Origin of the sequence: Methylobacterium ajmalii, assembly GCF_016613415.1 — a bacterium.
GTDB lineage: Bacteria > Pseudomonadota > Alphaproteobacteria > Rhizobiales > Beijerinckiaceae > Methylobacterium > Methylobacterium ajmalii.
Genome location: NZ_JACWCT010000129.1, coordinates 1 through 16,624, shown reverse-complemented (window position 1 = coordinate 16,624; position 16,624 = coordinate 1). Strand labels below are relative to the sequence as shown.

The 16,624-nt window shown below is 70.3% G+C and carries 11 protein-coding genes and 1 pseudogene; 9 read left to right on the top strand and 3 right to left on the bottom strand.

The genetic code is table 11. The features are described from left to right. Positions 1-107 precede the first annotated feature (107 nt). From HPY23_RS24300 to HPY23_RS24290, 3 genes are all read left to right on the top strand, one after another. Positions 108-1,040: an acetamidase/formamidase family protein gene (locus HPY23_RS24300; RefSeq protein ID WP_060845434.1), complete on the top strand. Its 933-nt coding sequence runs from the start codon at positions 108-110 to the stop codon at positions 1,038-1,040. Between the two features lie 570 nt (positions 1,041-1,610). After that, positions 1,611-5,102 (top strand): indolepyruvate ferredoxin oxidoreductase family protein, encoded by a 3,492-nt coding sequence (locus HPY23_RS24295; RefSeq protein ID WP_091883144.1) that lies wholly within the window; start codon positions 1,611-1,613, stop codon positions 5,100-5,102. A 291-nt stretch (positions 5,103-5,393) separates the two neighbouring features. Then, positions 5,394-6,245 (top strand): urea carboxylase-associated family protein, encoded by an 852-nt coding sequence (locus HPY23_RS24290; protein WP_060845432.1) that lies wholly within the window; start codon positions 5,394-5,396, stop codon positions 6,243-6,245. A gap of 98 nt (positions 6,246-6,343) precedes the next feature. Here the strand turns inward: HPY23_RS24290 and HPY23_RS24285 are convergent, their stop codons facing one another. Further along, positions 6,344-7,099 (bottom strand): sulfite exporter TauE/SafE family protein, encoded by a 756-nt coding sequence (locus tag HPY23_RS24285; protein ID WP_091883141.1) that lies wholly within the window; start codon positions 7,097-7,099, stop codon positions 6,344-6,346. A 194-nt stretch (positions 7,100-7,293) separates the two neighbouring features. Here HPY23_RS24285 and ruvC point away from each other — a divergent pair, with 194 nt between their 5' ends. The 6 genes from ruvC to HPY23_RS24255 all read left to right on the top strand — a co-directional run bounded on the left by ruvC (position 7,294) and on the right by HPY23_RS24255 (position 14,615). Further along, positions 7,294-7,851 carry a crossover junction endodeoxyribonuclease RuvC gene (gene ruvC, locus HPY23_RS24280; protein WP_060845430.1) on the top strand — a complete coding sequence of 186 codons (558 nt, stop codon included), beginning with the start codon at positions 7,294-7,296 and terminating at the stop codon, positions 7,849-7,851. A 456-nt stretch (positions 7,852-8,307) separates the two neighbouring features. Continuing rightward, positions 8,308-9,480, top strand: coding sequence for an isovaleryl-CoA dehydrogenase (locus HPY23_RS24275; RefSeq protein ID WP_060845429.1), 1,173 nt, complete (start codon positions 8,308-8,310; stop codon positions 9,478-9,480). Positions 9,481-9,491: 11 nt separating this feature from the next. Next, a complete protein-coding gene (locus tag HPY23_RS24270) occupies positions 9,492-11,099 on the top strand; it encodes a carboxyl transferase domain-containing protein (RefSeq protein WP_091883138.1) in 1,608 nt (535 codons plus the stop codon). Between the two features lie 7 nt (positions 11,100-11,106). Next, complete coding sequence (locus HPY23_RS24265; protein WP_091883135.1) at positions 11,107-13,053, top strand: acetyl-CoA carboxylase biotin carboxylase subunit; 1,947 nt, start codon at positions 11,107-11,109, stop codon at positions 13,051-13,053. Further along, positions 13,050-13,544 carry a MaoC family dehydratase gene (locus HPY23_RS24260; protein ID WP_244533420.1) on the top strand — a complete coding sequence of 165 codons (495 nt, stop codon included), beginning with the start codon at positions 13,050-13,052 and terminating at the stop codon, positions 13,542-13,544. The genes HPY23_RS24265 and HPY23_RS24260 overlap by 4 nt, the downstream gene beginning before the upstream one ends. 204 nt (positions 13,545-13,748) lie before the next feature. Further along, a complete protein-coding gene (locus tag HPY23_RS24255) occupies positions 13,749-14,615 on the top strand; it encodes an HpcH/HpaI aldolase/citrate lyase family protein (RefSeq protein ID WP_091883132.1) in 867 nt (288 codons plus the stop codon). A 63-nt stretch (positions 14,616-14,678) separates the two neighbouring features. Here the strand turns inward: HPY23_RS24255 and HPY23_RS24250 are convergent, their stop codons facing one another. Beyond that, entirely contained in the window at positions 14,679-15,515 is an 837-nt protein-coding gene (locus HPY23_RS24250) for an ABC transporter ATP-binding protein (protein WP_060845425.1), read from the bottom strand. Positions 15,516-15,667: 152 nt separating this feature from the next. Continuing rightward, a pseudogene (locus HPY23_RS24245) lies at positions 15,668-16,516 on the bottom strand (ABC transporter substrate-binding protein); the annotation flags it as partial. Positions 16,517-16,624 lie beyond the last annotated feature (108 nt).

The window sequence follows — 16,624 nt, the reverse complement described above, 5'->3', positions numbered from 1 at the left end:
CGGCCGGCGGCGCGTCCCGGCGCGATTCCGGGTCCGCCTCGCTCGACGCGCCGCCGGCGCCGGGCGATGCTGCTCCTTCCGCGCCCGCCGATCCCGGATCCCGAGCCATGACGCATCGCCTCCCCGCCTCGCCCGAGACCTGCCGCTGGGGTTACCTCGACGCGACCGTACCGCCGGTCCTGACGATCCGCAGCGGCGAGCGGGTGACGATCGAGACCGTCTCGGGCGGGCCCGACGCCCTGCCGCCGGAGGGCTTCCACGTGCCACCGGAGCTGCGGGCGATCCACGCCGCCGAGACCGGCATCCCCTCGGGCCACATCCTGACGGGACCGGTGGCGATCGAGGGCGCGCGGCCCGGCGACGTGCTGGAGGTGCGGATCCTCGACGTGTCGCTGCGCCAGGACTGGGGCTACAACCGGCACCGGCCGCTCGCCGGCACCCTGCCGGACGACTTCCCGGCCTTCCACCACATGACCCTGCCGCTCGACCGCGAGCGCCTGACCGCCCGGATGCCGTGGGGGCTCGAGATCCCGCTCGCGCCGTTCTTCGGCGTGATGGCGGTGGCCCCGCCGCCGGCCTGGGGCCGCTGCACCTCGATCGTGCCGCGCGCCTTCGGCGGCAACCTCGACAACAAGGAGCTGGTGGCCGGCACCACCCTCTTCCTGCCGGTCCTCGCCGAGGGCGCGCTCTTTTCCTGCGGCGACGGCCACGGCGCGCAAGGCGACGGCGAGGTCAACGTCACGGCGATCGAGACGGCGCTCTCCGGGACGTTCGAACTCGTCCTGCGCCGGGACCTGCCGCTCGCGTATCCCCGGGCCGAGACGCCGACCCACGTGATCACGATGGGCCTCGACCCCGACCTCGACCGCTGCGCCGAGCGCGCCCTGCGGGAGATGATCGACCTCGTGGTCGGCCGTGTCGGCATCACCCGCGACGAGGCCTACGCCCTGTGCAGCATCGCCGCCGACCTCCGGGTGACCCAGACGGTCAACCAGCACAAGGGCGTCCACTGCATGCTGCGCAAGGATTACCTGATCTGACGAAGGCCGGACCGGCCGGCGGGGTCGGTGTCGAGGGTGCGCCGCGCCGGGAGACAGCCGCGGATGGGCAGGGCGGACGAGGCGACCGGGCGTGGCCGTGATCGGCGGCTCGATGGCCGGCTCCCCCGCGGCGAGCATCGGACCTCGGAGCCTGCCTGGCTCGATTTCGAGATTTTCGCCATTTGTCGATTTTATATTGAGGCGATGGCGATCGAATATCAATCTAACGAAATTCAAATCCATCTATCTTAGCGATTTCTGAATTGATGATTTCACTGAGAGCCTTTTTGAGAGAATAATCGAGACTATCCCACCCTCTCACATCGGGACGAGGTGGGAGGGCGGGATATCTCAGGATCTCTGTCGGGCTGCCGAACCTGGCGCCTCCGGGCGAGAGCCATGCGACGGGCGCTCCCTCTCCCGGGCGGCGCGAGCGGACGTCGCCTGCCTGGAATGCCTCCAGGCCGCGTTGACGGGGCCGGCCGCGAATGTCAGCCTTGCTGCCATATTTGCGTGGTCCCGAGAGGCCGGAGGAACCGGCCCCCACCGCGCCAGGAGGAGGAACACGCGATGGGTTCGCCCGCGACCACCCCGTCCCTTCGGTCGGTCAGCCTCGACGACAAGTACGACCTCTCCCGCGATCGGGTCTTCGTCACCGGCACCCAGGCCGTGATCCGGATGCTGCTGATGCAGCAGGCCCGCGACCGGGCGGCGGGGCTCAACACCGCGGGCTTCGTGTCGGGCTATCGCGGCTCGCCGATCGGCGGGCTCGATCAGAACCTGGTGCGGGCCAAGAAGGTGCTCGACCAGGCCGGCATCGTCTTCCAGCCCGGCCTCAACGAGGAGCTGGCCGCCACCGCCCTGTGGGGCGCCCAGCAGGCCGAGATGCGCGGCGAGGGCCGCTACGACGGCGTCTTTGGCCTCTGGTACGGCAAGGGCCCGGGCGTCGACCGCTCCGGCGACGTTTTTCGCCACGCCAACATGGCCGGCACCTCGCGCCACGGCGGCGTGCTGGCGCTGATGGGCGACGACCACACGGCGGAATCCTCCACCGTCGCGCACCAGTCGGAGTTCCACTTCGTCGACGTGATGTCGCCGATCCTCAACCCGGCCGGCGTCCAGGAGATCCTGGATTACGGGCTCTACGGCTACGCGATGAGCCGCTATTGCGGCACCTGGGTCGCCTTCAAGTGCATCAAGGAGAACATCGAATCGACCGCGAGCGTCGACGCCCGCCTCGACCGGGTGAAGATCGTGCTGCCCGACGACTTCCTGATGCCGCCGGGCGGGCTCAACATCCGCACGCCGGACGGCATCCTGGAGCAGGAGGCCCGCCTCCAGGACTTCAAGCGCGACGCCATGATGGCCTTCGTGCGCGCCAACGGGCTCAACCGGATCGTGCTCTCGGGCGGGCGCCAGCCGAAGATCGGCATCATCACGGTCGGAAAATCCTATCTCGACGTGCGCCAGGCGATGGACGACCTCGGCCTCGACGAGGTCAAGGCCAACGACATGGGCTTGCGCCTCTACAAGGTCGCCTGCCCGTGGCCGCTGTCGCGGCGCGAACTGGCGGAGTTCGCCGACGGCCTCGACCTCGTGATGGTGGTGGAGGAGAAGCGCTCTCTGATCGAGGTGCAGCTGCGCGAGGAGCTGTACGGATCGGCCAACCAGCCGGTCTGCATCGGCAAGCGGGATGAAGCGGGCCACTGGCTCTTCCCGGTGAAGGGCGCGCTCGATCCCAACGACATCGCGGTGGCTTTGGGCGAGCGCCTGCTGCGCTACCACCGCAACGACGACCTCGCGGGCCGCGTCGCGCGGCTCAAAGGCGCGCAGGAGCGGTTGGCCCAGACCGTCGATATCGCGGCCCGGGTCCCGCATTTCTGCGCCGGCTGCCCGCACAATTCCTCGACCAAGGTGCCCGACGGCATGCGGGCCTATGCGGGCATCGGCTGCCACTACATGGCGCAGTGGATGGACCGCGAGACCGACGGCTTCACCCAGATGGGCGGCGAGGGCGCGAACTGGATCGGCGAGAACGCCTTTTCCAAGCGTGGCCATGTCTTCCAGAATCTCGGCGACGGCACCTACAACCATTCGGGATCGCTGGCTTTGCGCTGGGCCGTCGATACCGGAACGACGATCACCTACAAGATCCTGTTCAACGACGCGGTCGCCATGACCGGCGGCCAGCCGCACGAGGGCGGGCTCACCGTCGACCGCATCGCCGCGCAGGTGCGGGCGGAAGGCGTGGAGCGCATCGCGCTCGTCACCGACGAGCCGGACAAGTACCCCTCGACCGTGAGCTGGCCGCACGGGCTCACCATCCACCACCGGGACGAGCTGGACGCGGTCCAGCGCGAACTCGCCGCCGTGCCGGGCGTCTCGGTGATGATCTACGACCAGACCTGCGCCTCCGAGAAGCGCCGGCGGCGCAAGCGCAACGCCTATCCCGACCCCGACAAGCGGGTGATCATCAACGAACTCGTCTGCGAGGGCTGCGGCGACTGCTCGGTGCAGTCGAACTGCGTCGCGGTGCAGCCGGTCGAGACCGAGTTCGGCCGCAAGCGCCGCATCGACCAGTCGAGCTGCAACAAGGACTTTTCCTGCGTGAAGGGCTTTTGCCCGTCCTTCGTGACGGTGCACGGCGCCAAGCCCCGTAGCAAGCCGGCCAGTGTCCCGGTCGCGACCGAGGCGTCGCCGGATGCGGGGATCCCCGAGCCGGCGATTCCTGCGATCGACGGCACCTACAACCTGATCGTCACCGGCGTCGGCGGGACCGGCGTGGTGACGGTCGGGGCGATCCTCGGCATGGCGGCGCATCTCGAGGGCAAGGGCCTCGGCATGATCGACATGGCCGGCCTCGCCCAGAAGGGCGGCGCGGTGTTCAGCCACGTGCGGCTGGCCAACCACCAGGAGGACATCCACGCCATCCGGGTCGGGGCGGGCGCGGCCGACCTCGTGCTCGGCTGCGACCTCGTGGTCAGCGGCAACCGCAAGGTGCTGTCGGCGATCGCGAAGGGCCGCACCCACCTCGTCGTCAACACCGCCGAGGTGATGCCCGGCGAGTTCACCCGCCGGCCCGACTTCTCCCTGCCGGCCGAGCGGATCAAGCGGGCGATCCGCGAGGCCGCGGGCGCGGAGCACGCGGACTTCACCGACGCGACGAGCCTCGCCGTCTCGGTGCTGGGCAATGCGCTCGCCGCCAACATGTTCATGCTGGGCTTCGCCTGGCAGCGCGGGCGGGTGCCGCTGTCGCGGGACGCGCTCTTGAAGGCGATCGAGCTCAACCGCGAGGCGGTGGCGATGAACCGCGCGGCCTTCGCCTGGGGCCGGCGCGCGGCGGCCTCGCCTGAGACCATGCGGGCGGTCGAGGCCCCGGCCCCGGACCTGGCGCCGGACCTCGACGGGGTGATCGCCAAGCGCGTCGCCTTTCTGACCGCCTACCAGGACGCGGCGTACGCCGAGCGCTACGCCAAGGCTGTTTCCGCCGTGCGGGTGCGGGAAGCCGCGATCGTGCCCGGCCAGTCGGCCCTGACCGACGCCGCCGCCCGCTCGCTCTTTCGGCTGATGGCCTACAAGGACGAGTACGAGGTCGCGCGGCTCTACACCGACGGAAGCTTCCAGGCGCAAGTCCAGCGCACCTTCGAGGGCGACGACCTCCGCTACGAGTTCCACCTCGCGCCCCCGCTGCTCGCCCGTCGCGACCCCGCCACCGGCCGGCCGCGCAAGATGACCTTCGGGCCCTGGATGATGACGGCCTTCGGGATGCTGGCCCGGATGAAGCGTCTACGCGGCACCGCCCTCGACCCGTTCGGCTACACGCGGGAGCGGCGCGAGGAGCGGCGGCTGGTCCAGGACTTCGAGGCGCGGCTCACGGAGATCGCCCGCAACCTCACGCCCGCCAACCACGCGGCCGCGGTCGGCTTGGCCGGCCTGCCCCAGCGCATCCGCGGCTACGGACCGGTGAAGGCGAGGAACCTGGAGGCGGTGCGGGACGAGGAGGCGGCGTTGCTGGCGCGGTTCCGCAGCCAGGAGGCGCCCCTCGCGACGGCGGCGGAGTAAGCGCCTGCCTCCTCTCCCCGCGGGCGGGGAGAGGGCCGTGTCGCCGTTCAGGCGATACAGCAAGCGAAGGCGCAGCCGGAGCGAGGGTGAGGGGGTGGTGCCGGAAGAGCCTCATCCGGGGATACCCCCTCACCCTCGCCCTTCGGGCTTGCTGCATCCCTTGAACAGGGACGCAGCCCTCTCCCCGCCCAGCGGGGAGAGGCGTTCCCCGCGCTCGTCCTTCCCCGGTTTGCCCCACCCCTCCACCTCTGCCACTCCTGGCACGCGTCACACCCACCCGGAGCCCCCGGCATGAAGGACTTCCCCGCCGCCTATCAGGTCAGCGAGGGCTCGGCCCTGTCGGTCGACCGGCCGTTCTACGAGCGGATCGCCGCCGAGACCGGCGGGCGGACCCTGGTCGATGCGTTCACCGTCCCGATCCGTACCGGGCGGGCCTGGAGCGTGCCGGCGGGCCACGTCTTCCGGATCGTCGCGCCGGAGGGGCCGCAGGTCGGCGACCTCAACATCTGGAACCGGCACGATCCCCGCGAGCGGCTATGGGCGGCGCGCACCCGCCAGCTCCAGGGTGCCCACGTCACGACCTTCGACCGGCTGTGGTCGACCCTGCCGTTCCTGCGCCCGCTCGTCACCATCACGGCCGACACGCTGGCGCATTACGGCACCGACGAATACGGCGGCCGGGTCCACGACCTGCTCGGCACCCGCTGCGACCCCTACGTCAACAAGCTGCTGACCGGGCAGGACTTCCACTTCCACTGCCACTCGAACCTCACCCGCGCGGTGATGCCGTTCGGCCTGACCGAGTTCGACGTCCACGACGTGCTCAACGTGTTCCAGGTCACCGGGCTCAACCACGACGACCTGTACTTCATGCGCGACTGCCCGGCGAAAGCCGGCGACTACCTGGAATTCTTCGCCGAGATCGACCTGCTCTGCGCCCTCTCGACCTGCCCGGGCGGCGACCTCTCGGTGCCGCTCTGGGGGCCGGACGCCCGCGACCCGATCGAGGTCTGCCGGCCGCTCGCCGTCGAGGTCTACCGGCTGGCGCCCGAATTGACCGAGGGCTGGCGGAGCCCGGAGGTGGCCCCCTATCGCGGCCAGCACGGGCTCCACGCCGAGAAGGGCTGGTGGGACAAGGCCTAGCGCATTTTCCGACGAAGCGGAAACCGGTTCGTCGCAAAAAAATGCGACAAAACAATGACTTAGAGAGCTTCACGATCGCAATGCGATCGTGAAGTGGTCTAGCGCAGCGGCAACGCCAGGCACACCGCCACCAGGATCACCGCGTAGGCGATCACCCGGAACGTCCGGTCGGAGGCATGGCGAAAGCCGTGCGAGCCGATCCAGAGGCCGACCCCGTAGGGCAGGAGCAGCGGCACCGCCTCCGCGAAGCGGGGGCCGGTGAGGACGCCGGTGGCCGTGAAGACGACGCCGGAGACCAGGGTCGAGAGGCCGAAATAGGCCATCAGGTTGTCGCGCACCTGACGCGCCGAGGCGCGCTGGCTGGCGAGCCAGAACACGGCGAGCGGCATGCCGCCGAGCGCGGCAAAGCCGCTCGCCAGTCCCGAGGCGCCCCCCGTCGCGAGCGAGAGCGGCAGCGACGGTTCCCCCTTGTAGCGCCAACCCGAGACGAGCGCGGCGAGCGCCAGCAGGATGGCGCAAGCGGTGATCCAGCGGGTCAGCGCCGGATCGAGATGGGTGAGGAGCTGGACACCGACCGGCAGCAGGAGGGTGGAGCCGATGAGCAGCGGCACCACCTCGCGCCAGACCGCCCGCGGCGCGGAGCGGGCGCCGAACCACAGCGAGAACGGCGCGTCGACCACCCAGATCAGCCCCACCGCCGCCGCCGGCCCGACCGCCGCCGCGGCCACCGGCACGAACACCATCGCGAAGCCGAAGCCGGTGAAGCCGCGCACCAGCCCGCCGACGAGCGCGGCGAGGAACAGGGTGGCGGCCCGGGCGTCGAGCGGCAGGAGGGCGGCGGGATCGAGTGACATAAGGTCACCACGCACCCCACGGCTACGATTCGTCAAGGTCTCGGGCGCAAGGGTGCTTCAGGCATGTTCACGGAACGTCCCGTGCTGGCGGTGCAGCGTTTTCCCGGCTAGAGACCGGCGCTCTTCGCGCCGGGACGGTTTTTCGGCATGATGCGGGCGCCGCCCGCATCCACGGCAAGGACACCTGAGCGGCGATGAGCGAACCGATCCGCATCCTGGGCATCGATCCGGGCCTGCGCCGCACCGGCTGGGGCCTGATCACCGTGACGGGCACCCGCCTCGCCTTCGTGGCGAGCGGCACCGTGACGTCGAACGGCGACGACGACCTCGCCACCCGCCTGTGCAGCCTGCACGAGGGCCTGACCAAGGTCGTCGCCACGATGCTCCCCGACGAGGCCGCCGTGGAAGAAACCTTCGTCAACAAGGACGCGCAGGCGACCCTGAAGCTCGGCCACGCCCGCGCCGTCGCCCTGCTGGTGCCGGCCCTCGCCGGCCTGCCGGTGGCCGAATACGCCGCCAACCTCGTCAAGAAGACCGTGGTCGGCGCCGGCCACGCCGAGAAGGACCAGGTCGGCGCGATGGTGCGCTTCCTCCTGCCCAAGGCCACCGCCGACACGGCGGACGCGGCGGACGCGCTCGCCATCGCGATCACCCATGCGAGCCACCGTGCGTCGCGGGCCAGGGCGGCAACGCACGCCGCGGCGGCGGGGCCGGGCGCCGGCCGGATCGCCCGGGCGGTGGCGCGGGGGTAAGCGATCACGAACACCGGACTTCGGTGTCGTGCCGATTTTCTGAGAGCCTGATCGACCGATAGATATACTCTATCCCATCAGCAACCTCATCCTGAGGTGGAGGGTAGGATAGAAAATCCCCTTGCGATCATATCGCCGCAAGTCAAACAGGTTCCGAAATCCTCCAGGTGGTCCCGGGGCTCGCCGAAGGCGGGCGCCCGGGATCCATATCCGCCGAGGCTTGAGAAGCCGGCGAAGGCCGCTCCACATCTTCCGGCATGATTGATGGATATGGATCCCGGATCCCGCCTCGCGGCACCGGGATGACCCTGTGAGTTTGGGAGCGCTCGACCCTGGCTCGCCCGACGGGTCGGGCGCTGTGCCGGACCATCCGTCTCACGTCCGTCCTTCGCTCTCTCCCCGCTTGTCTTAAAAAACGATCGTTCGTATGAATGGAGAAAATGGGAGGAGGCGCCGATGATCCCGAACGCCGCGCGTGAGTTCAATTTCGGCCTGGGCGAGACCGCCGAGGCGATCCGCGACAGCGTGCGCAGCTTCGCGCAGGAGAAGATCGCGCCGCGGGCCGAGGAGATCGACCGCACCAACACCTTCCCGCGCGACCTCTGGCCCGAGATGGGGGCGCTCGGCCTCCACGGCATCACGGTCGAGGAGGAGTATGGGGGCCTGGGCCTCGGCTATCTCGCCCATTGTGTGGCGATGGAGGAGGTGTCGCGGGCCTCCGCCTCGGTCGGCCTGTCGTACGGCGCGCACTCCAACCTGTGCGTCAACCAGATCACCCGCAACGGCTCGGACGCGCAGAAGCGGAAATACCTGCCCAAGCTCATCTCCGGCGAGCATGTCGGCGCGCTCGCGATGTCCGAGCCGGGGGCCGGTTCGGACGTGGTGTCGATGCGCACCCGCGCCGAGAAGCGGGGCGACCGCTACGTGCTGACCGGCTCCAAGATGTGGATCACCAACGGTCCCATCGCCGAGACCCTGGTGGTCTACGCCAAGACCGACCCGGCGGCGGGCCCCCGCGGCATCACCGCCTTCCTGGTCGAGAAGGGCATGAAGGGATTTTCCACCGCCCAGAAGCTCGACAAGCTCGGCATGCGCGGCTCGGACACCTGCGAGCTGGTCTTCGAGGAGTGCGAGGTCCCGGAGGAGAACGTGCTCGGACAGGTCGGACGCGGCGTCAACGTGCTGATGTCGGGCCTCGACTACGAGCGGGCGGTGCTGGCGGCGGGGCCGCTCGGCATCATGCAGGCCTGCCTCGACGTGGTCATCCCTTACGTCCACGAGCGCAAGCAGTTCGGCCAGGCGATCGGCGAGTTCCAGCTCGTCCAGGGCAAGCTCGCCGACATGTACGTCTCGACCAACGCCGCCAAGGCCTACGTCTACGCGGTGGCCCAGGCCTGCGACCGCGGCGAGACCACCCGGGAGGACGCGGCCGGCGCGATCCTCTACGCCGCCGAGCGGGCGACGCAATGCGCCCTCGACGCGATCCAGTTGCTCGGCGGCAACGGCTACATCAACGACTACCCGACCGGGCGGCTCCTGCGTGACGCCAAGCTCTACGAGATCGGCGCCGGTACCAGCGAGATCCGCCGGATGCTGATCGGCCGCGAGCTCTTCAATAAGTCCGCCTGAGGTTCGAGCCGATGCCGGTCATCCCCACCAGCGCCGACCTCACCTCCGGGGCGGCGGAGCAGAACCGCGCGGCCTGGAGCGAGTTGCGCTCCGCCCTCAAGAGCCACCGGGCCAAGGCCGCGGCGGGCGGGCCGGCGCGGGCCCGCGAGCGCCACGTCGCCCGCGGCAAGCTCCTGCCCCGCGACCGGGTCCTGCGCCTGCTCGATCCGGGCTCGCCGTTCCTGGAACTCGGGGGGCTCGCCGCGAACGGGATGTACGGCGACGACATCCACGCCGCCGGAATCATCACCGGCATCGGCCGGGTGGCGGGCCGCGAGGTAATGGTGGTCTGCAACGACGCCACCATCAAGGGCGGCACCTACTACCCGCTGACGGTCAAGAAGCACCTGCGGGCGCAGGAGATCGCGCTCCAGAACCGGCTGCCCTGCCTCTACCTCGTCGATTCCGGCGGCGCCAACCTGCCGCAGCAGACCGAGGTCTTTCCCGACCGCGAGCATTTCGGCCGGATCTTCTACAACCAGGCGCAGATGTCGGCCGCCGGCATCCCGCAGATCGCCTGCGTGATGGGGTCGTGCACGGCCGGCGGCGCCTACGTGCCGGCGATGTCGGACGAGAGCGTGATCGTGCGCCGCCAGGGCACGATCTTCCTCGGCGGTCCGCCGCTCGTGAAGGCCGCGACCGGCGAGGTGGTGAGCGCGGAAGACCTCGGCGGCGCCGACGTGCACGCGCGGCTGTCGGGCGTCGCCGACCATTACGCCACCGACGACGCCCACGCGCTCGCGATCCTGCGCCGCATCGTCGGGGGGCTCAACACCGTCAAGCGGCCCGACCTCGACATCGCGGCCTCGGTCGAGCCGGCCTACGGGGCGGGCGACCTCGACGCCCTGGTGCCCACGGACCTGCGCAAGCAGTACGATGCCCGCGAACTCATCGCCCGCCTCGTCGACGGCTCGGAATTCGACGAGTTCAAGCGGCTCTACGGCACCACGCTGGTCACGGGGTTCGCCCGGCTGCACGGCATGCCGGTCGGGATCCTGGCCAATAACGGCATCCTGTACTCGGAGAGCGCGCTGAAGGGCGCGCACTTCATCGAGCTGTGCTGCCAGCGCCGCATCCCGCTGGTCTTCCTCCAGAACATTTCCGGCTTCATGGTCGGGCGCGAGGTCGAGGCCGGCGGCATCGCCAAGAACGGGGCGAAGCTCGTCACGGCGGTCGCCACCGCCGCGGTGCCGAAGCTCACCGTGATCGTCGGCGGCTCGTACGGGGCCGGCAATTACGGCATGTGCGGCCGGGCCTACTCGCCCCGCTTCCTGTTCGCCTGGCCGAACTCGCGCATCTCGGTGATGGGCGCCGAGCAGGCGGCGAGCGTGCTCGCCACCGTCCGCCGCGACAACATCGAGGCCGGGGGCGGCGCCTGGAGCCCGGAGGAGGAGGAGGCGTTCAAGGCGCCGATCCGCGCCGGATTCGAGGAGGAGGGCTCGCCCTACTACGCCACGGCGCGGCTGTGGGACGACGGCATCATCCTGCCCGAGGAGACGCGCCGGGTGCTCGGCCTGTCGCTCTCGGCCTGCCTCAACGCGCCGGTGCCGGAGACCCGGTTCGGCCTGTTCCGGATGTGAGGACAGCATGACCACACGCCGCCTCGCCTCCGTCCTCGTCGCCAATCGCGGCGAGATCGCCTGCCGGGTGATCCGCACCGCCCGGGCCCTCGGGATGCGCACCATCGCGGTCTATTCCGAGGCCGACCGCGACGCGATGCACGTCGCGCTCGCCGACGAGGCCTTCCTGCTCGGCCCGGCCCCCGCCGCCGATTCGTACCTGCGCATCGACCGCATCATCGAAGCCGCCCGGGCGAGCGGGGCCGAGAGCATCCATCCGGGCTACGGCTTCCTGTCGGAGCGGCCGGACTTCGCCGACGCCTGCGCGGAGGCCGGCATCGTCTTCGTCGGGCCCCCGGCCTCCGCCATCCGCGCCATGGGCCTCAAGGATGCGGCGAAGGCGCTGGTGGCGGAAGCCGGCGTGCCGGTGGTGCCGGGCTATCACGGCGCCCGCCAGGAGCCCGACTTCCTCGCCGCCGAAGCCGCGGCGATCGGCTATCCGGTGCTGATCAAGGCGGTGGCCGGCGGCGGCGGCAAGGGCATGCGCCGGGTCGAGGGGCCGGAGGGCTTTTCCGACGCCCTCGCCTCGGCGCAGCGCGAGGCCCAGAACGCCTTCGGCGACCCGCGGGTGCTGGTCGAGAAGTACGTCCTGTCGCCGCGCCACGTCGAGATCCAGGTTTTTTGCGACTCTCACGGCAACGCCGTGCACCTGTTCGAGCGCGATTGCTCGCTCCAGCGCCGCCACCAGAAGGTGATCGAGGAGGCGCCCGCCCCCGGCATGCCCGATGAGGTCCGAACGGCGATGGGCCGGGCCGCCGTCGAGGCGGCGAAGGCGGTGGGCTATGTCGGCGCCGGCACGGTCGAATTCATCGCCGACGGCCGCGAGGGCCTGCGCCCCGACGGCTTCTGGTTCATGGAGATGAACACGCGGCTCCAGGTCGAGCATCCGGTGACCGAGGCGATCACCGGGCACGACCTCGTGGAATGGCAGTTCCGCGTCGCCTCCGGCGAGGCGCTGCCGGTCGACCAGGCGGGTCTCGCGATCCACGGCCACGCCGTCGAGGCGCGGCTCTACGCCGAGGACCCGGATCACGGCTTCCTGCCCTCGACGGGCCCCCTGCGGGCGCTCACCCTGCCGTCGGGCGAGGGCATCCGGGTCGATACCGGCGTGCGCGCCGGCGACCGGGTGACCCCGTTCTACGACCCGATGATCGCCAAGGTGATCGCCCACGGCGCCACCCGTGACGAAGCACTGGACCGGCTGGCCGGCGCGCTCGGCCGCACCCTGGTGGCGGGGCCGAAGACCAACGTCGCCTTCCTGAAGGCGCTGGCCGAGTCGCAGGATTTTCGCGAAGGCCGCTTCGACACCGGCTTCATCGACCGCGATCTCGCGACCCTGACGGCACCGAGCCCGCACCGCGACGCCGCGATCCGGGCCGGACTCCGGGCGCTGGTGGCGCGGGAGGCCCCCGCCGGCACCGGCTCGCCCTGGGACGCGGCGGACGGGTTCCAGCTCGGAGAGGCTCGCCGCCAAGTCTTCCCGTTCGTGCTCGAGGGCGAGCCGGCCGAGGCCGTCCTGCACTGGGGCCCGACCGGCCTCGCGGTGGAATACGGCGCCGCCGGCCCCGAGCCCGATGACGTCACGGTGGTGCAGGCTCCGCCCGGCGTGCTGGTCCTCGCCGAGGGCCGGCAGATCGCGCTCTCCCCCCCCGATCCCTTCGCGGTCGACCTCGACCACATCGACCAGGGCGGCACCATCAAGGCGCCGATGCACGGCCGCCTCGTCGCGGTGCTGGTCGCCCCCGGCGACGCGGTGGTGCGCGGCCAGCGCCTCGCGGTGGTCGAGGCGATGAAGATGGAGCACGCGCTCACCGCCCCCAGCGACGGCACCGTCGCCGAGGTCCTGGCGGAGGCCGGCCAGCAGGTCGCCGAGGGCGCCCGCCTGATCACCCTGACCACGGAGGACGCCGCGTGAGCACGATTCCGGCTTCGACCCACCCGCGCGGCGGGCTGTACTTCGAGGATTTCGAGGTCGGCGCGACGCTCCGCCATCGCCTCACCCGCACGGTGACGCAGATGGACAACATGCTGTTTTCCAACATGACGCTGAACCCGCAGCCGCTCCACATCGACGCGCATTTCTGCGCGACCGAGACCGAGTGGGGCAAACCGCTGATGAACTCGCTGTTCACGCTCGGCCTGATGATCGGCATCTCGGTCAACGACACGACCGTCGGCACCACCATCGGCAACCTCGGCATGACCGAGACGCGCTTTCCCGCCCCGCTCTTCGAGGGCGACACCGTGAGCGTGACGACGGAGGTCGCCGCCAAGCGTGAATCGCGCTCGCGGCCCACCGCCGGCATCGTCGACCTCGTCCACCGCGCCTACAACCAGGACGGCATCCTGGTGGCGGAATGCCGCCGCCAGGCGATGATGCGCAAGCGGCCGGTCGCGGAGGCCTGAGCGCGGGTTCGGCTCGCACCGGCCATTGTCCGTCCCACCCGCGACCTCATCCGGAGGTGCGAACGGAGCGAGCCTCGAAGGAGGGCTCCAGAAGTCTCGGAGCGAGCTGGAGCCCTCCTTCGGGGCTGCTGCAAGCAGCAGCACCTCAAGATGAGGTCGCGGGTGGGATAAAACCTGTCAACGAGATCGAATAGGCTTTTCGTCATGCGCTCTCTGCTGTTCGTCCCCGGCGATTCGCCCCGCAAGCAGGAGAAGGGCCTGGAGGTCGGGGCCGACGCCCTGATCCTCGACCTGGAGGATTCGGTCGCGTTGCCCGAGAAGGGCAAGGCCCGCGAGGTCGCCGCCGGCTTCCTCGCACGGATGCGGGCGGTCGCCGGCCGGCCGAAGCTCTACGTGCGCGTCAACGCCCTCGATACCGGGCTCACCGAGGACGACCTCGCCGCGGTGATGCCGCACGCGCCCGACGGGATCATGCTGCCGAAGGCCGAGGGCGGCCCGAGCGTGGCGCAGCTCGGCGCCCGCCTCGCCGTCCACGAGGCCGAACACGGGCTGCCCGACGGCGCCACCCGCATCCTGCCGATCGCCACCGAGACGGCGCGCGCCGTCTTCGCGCTCCAGAGCCTGCCGGAGGCGAGCCGGCGGCTCTCCGGCGTCACCTGGGGGGCGGAGGATCTCTCGGCCGATCTCGGCGCCGAGACCAACCGGGGCGAGGACGGCGCCTGGACCGGGCCGTTCCAGCTTGCCCGCAACCTGACCCTGATGGCGGCGGCCGCCGCCGAGGTCGATGCGATCGACACCATCAACGCCCTGTTTCGCGACCTCGATGGGCTCGCCCGCGAATGCCGCGCCGCCCGGCGCGACGGGTTCACCGGCAAGATGGCAATCCATCCGGCGCAAGTGGCGGTGATCAACGATGCCTTCACGCCGACCGATGCGGCACTCGCCCAGGCGCGCAAGGTCGTGGCCGCCTTCGCGCAGGCGCCCGGCATGGGCGTCGTCGGGATCGACGGCGAGATGTTCGACCGGCCGCACCTGCGCCGGGCGGAACGGCTGCTGGCGCGGCAGGCGTGAGGCGGCGCACGCCGTCTCCCCCGCCCCCCGGGGCCGCCGAGCGATACCCGGGGGGACGCCTCGTCAGATCCAGCGCTTGCGCCGCTTGAAGCTCTTCAGGTTGCGGAAGCTCTTGCGCTGGTCGCCGGCGCCGCCGAGGTAGAATTCCTTCACATCCTCGTTGGTGCGCAGCTCCTCGACCGTGCCATCGAGCACCACCTTGCCCTGCTCCATGATGTAGCCGCGATCGGCCACCGAGAGGGCGGCGCGGGCGTTCTGCTCGACGAGCAGGATGGTGACGCCGAGGTCGCGGTTGATCTGGCGGATGATGGAAAAGACCTCCTTCACCAGGAGCGGCGAGAGGCCCATCGAGGGCTCGTCCATCAGGATCAGGCGGGGGCGGGCCATCAGGGCGCGGCCGATCGCCAGCATCTGCTGCTCGCCGCCCGAGAGGTAGCCGGCGGCCCCCGTGCGCTCCTTGAGGCGCGGGAAGTAGGTCAGGACCCGTTCGAGATCCTGGCCGACCTCGCGGTCGCGGCGCGAGAAGGCGCCGAGGCGCAGATTCTCCATCGGCGTCATGTCGGAGACGATGCGGCGGCCCTCCATCACCTGGAAGATGCCGCGGCGCACGATCCTGTCGGGCTCGATGCCGTCGATGCGGGCGCCGTCGAACACGATCTCGCCGCGGGTGACCTCGCCGTCCTCGGAGCGCAGCAGGCCCGAGATGGCCTTCAGCGTGGTCGACTTGCCGGCGCCGTTGGCCCCGAGCAAGGCCGTGATCGAGCCCGCCGGCACGTCGAGGCTCAGGCCCCGCAGGACCAGGATCACGTCGTCGTAGACGACCTCGACGTTGCGCAAGCTGAGGAGGGGAGCCGGCGCGGCGTCGGAAGTCGGGCGCTCCAGGGTCATGACCTGCGACATCGGAAGGCTTTCGTTTCAGCGAGATGCGACGTCGAAACCTCCCCCGGCGGAACTCGGGCAAGCCCGAGTTCCGCATCCAAGTGCCCAAATCTGGCAAGCCCGACTTGGGTTGGGGGAGGGTTTACGGGCGGATCACCCGCCAGCGGCGATCCTCACCACCCCTGCCACTCGCTCTTGCGCGGCAGCGTCACGGTCTTGACCGGCTCGAGCTTGATCGTGCCGGCCTTGATCAGGTCGGGCAGCGCACCGTCGGTCGGGCCCGAGACCTTGGCGCGGTAGATGTGCACCTCCATCATCCCGCGATGGTCGGTGGGCGACCAGGTCGAGGGGACGCAGACGCCCTCCATCCCGGCCGGCACCCAGTCCTTCTTCTGGTAGAAGCCCTTGCGGACGTTGGGGCCGGCAAGCCCGCCATTGTCCTTGGCCCAGGCCAGGGCTTCGGTCATGTAGAGGGCGGCGCAGATGCCGGTATAGTAGTGCACCGGCCGGTAGGCGGTGCCGGCGGCGTCCGACACCTTCGAGATCTCGGCCGCCATCGCCATGCCGGGCGCGGTGCTGCCGCTCACCGCGGCGGTGCGGACCGGGAAGACGACGCCGTTCGCCGCTTCGCCGGCCGCCTTGGCGGCGTTCTCGTCCATGCCCCAGACGTTGCCCATGAACTGGATGTCGGTGCCGACCGACTTGCAGGACTTCAAGAGCGAGATGTTCGAGCCGCCGGTATTGCCGAGATAGGCGTAGTTCGCACCCGCATTCTTGGCGGTGAGGCACTGCGCGGTGTAGTCGCCGGGCGCCAGCGCGAAGACGATCGCCGGCAGCACCTCGAAGCCGAGGTCCTTCGCCATCGCCTCGCCGGCTTCCTTGGGCGAGTTCGGATAGGGGTGGTTGCCGCCCATGTGGACGTATTTCGGCTTGCCGGTCTTGCCCTTGGCCTTCCAGTCGTCGGCGGCCCACATCAGCATGGCGCGAAGCGCATCCGAGTAGGACGGGCCGTAGAAGAAGTTGGTCATTCGTCATTCGGGGTTGATGGACGAGAGGCGGGCTCGAAGCCCGCTTCGTCGTTTGGGGTTGATAGACGCCCAGGCCACAGGCAGGAAACAGCGTGAGGCGGC

Bases quoted from the DNA above. Each gene is read 5' to 3' on its own strand.
- HPY23_RS24300 (WP_060845434.1), top strand. From the start codon at position 108: ATGACGCATCGCCTCCCCGCCTCGCCCGAGACCTGCCGCTGGGGTTAC.
- HPY23_RS24295 (WP_091883144.1), top strand. From the start codon at position 1,611: ATGGGTTCGCCCGCGACCACCCCGTCCCTTCGGTCGGTCAGCCTCGAC.
- HPY23_RS24290 (WP_060845432.1), top strand. From the start codon at position 5,394: ATGAAGGACTTCCCCGCCGCCTATCAGGTCAGCGAGGGCTCGGCCCTG.
- HPY23_RS24285 (WP_091883141.1), bottom strand. From the start codon at position 7,099: ATGTCACTCGATCCCGCCGCCCTCCTGCCGCTCGACGCCCGGGCCGCC.
- ruvC (WP_060845430.1), top strand. From the start codon at position 7,294: ATGAGCGAACCGATCCGCATCCTGGGCATCGATCCGGGCCTGCGCCGC.
- HPY23_RS24275 (WP_060845429.1), top strand. From the start codon at position 8,308: ATGATCCCGAACGCCGCGCGTGAGTTCAATTTCGGCCTGGGCGAGACC.
- HPY23_RS24270 (WP_091883138.1), top strand. From the start codon at position 9,492: ATGCCGGTCATCCCCACCAGCGCCGACCTCACCTCCGGGGCGGCGGAG.
- HPY23_RS24265 (WP_091883135.1), top strand. From the start codon at position 11,107: ATGACCACACGCCGCCTCGCCTCCGTCCTCGTCGCCAATCGCGGCGAG.
- HPY23_RS24255 (WP_091883132.1), top strand. From the start codon at position 13,749: ATGCGCTCTCTGCTGTTCGTCCCCGGCGATTCGCCCCGCAAGCAGGAG.
- HPY23_RS24250 (WP_060845425.1), bottom strand. From the start codon at position 15,515: ATGTCGCAGGTCATGACCCTGGAGCGCCCGACTTCCGACGCCGCGCCG.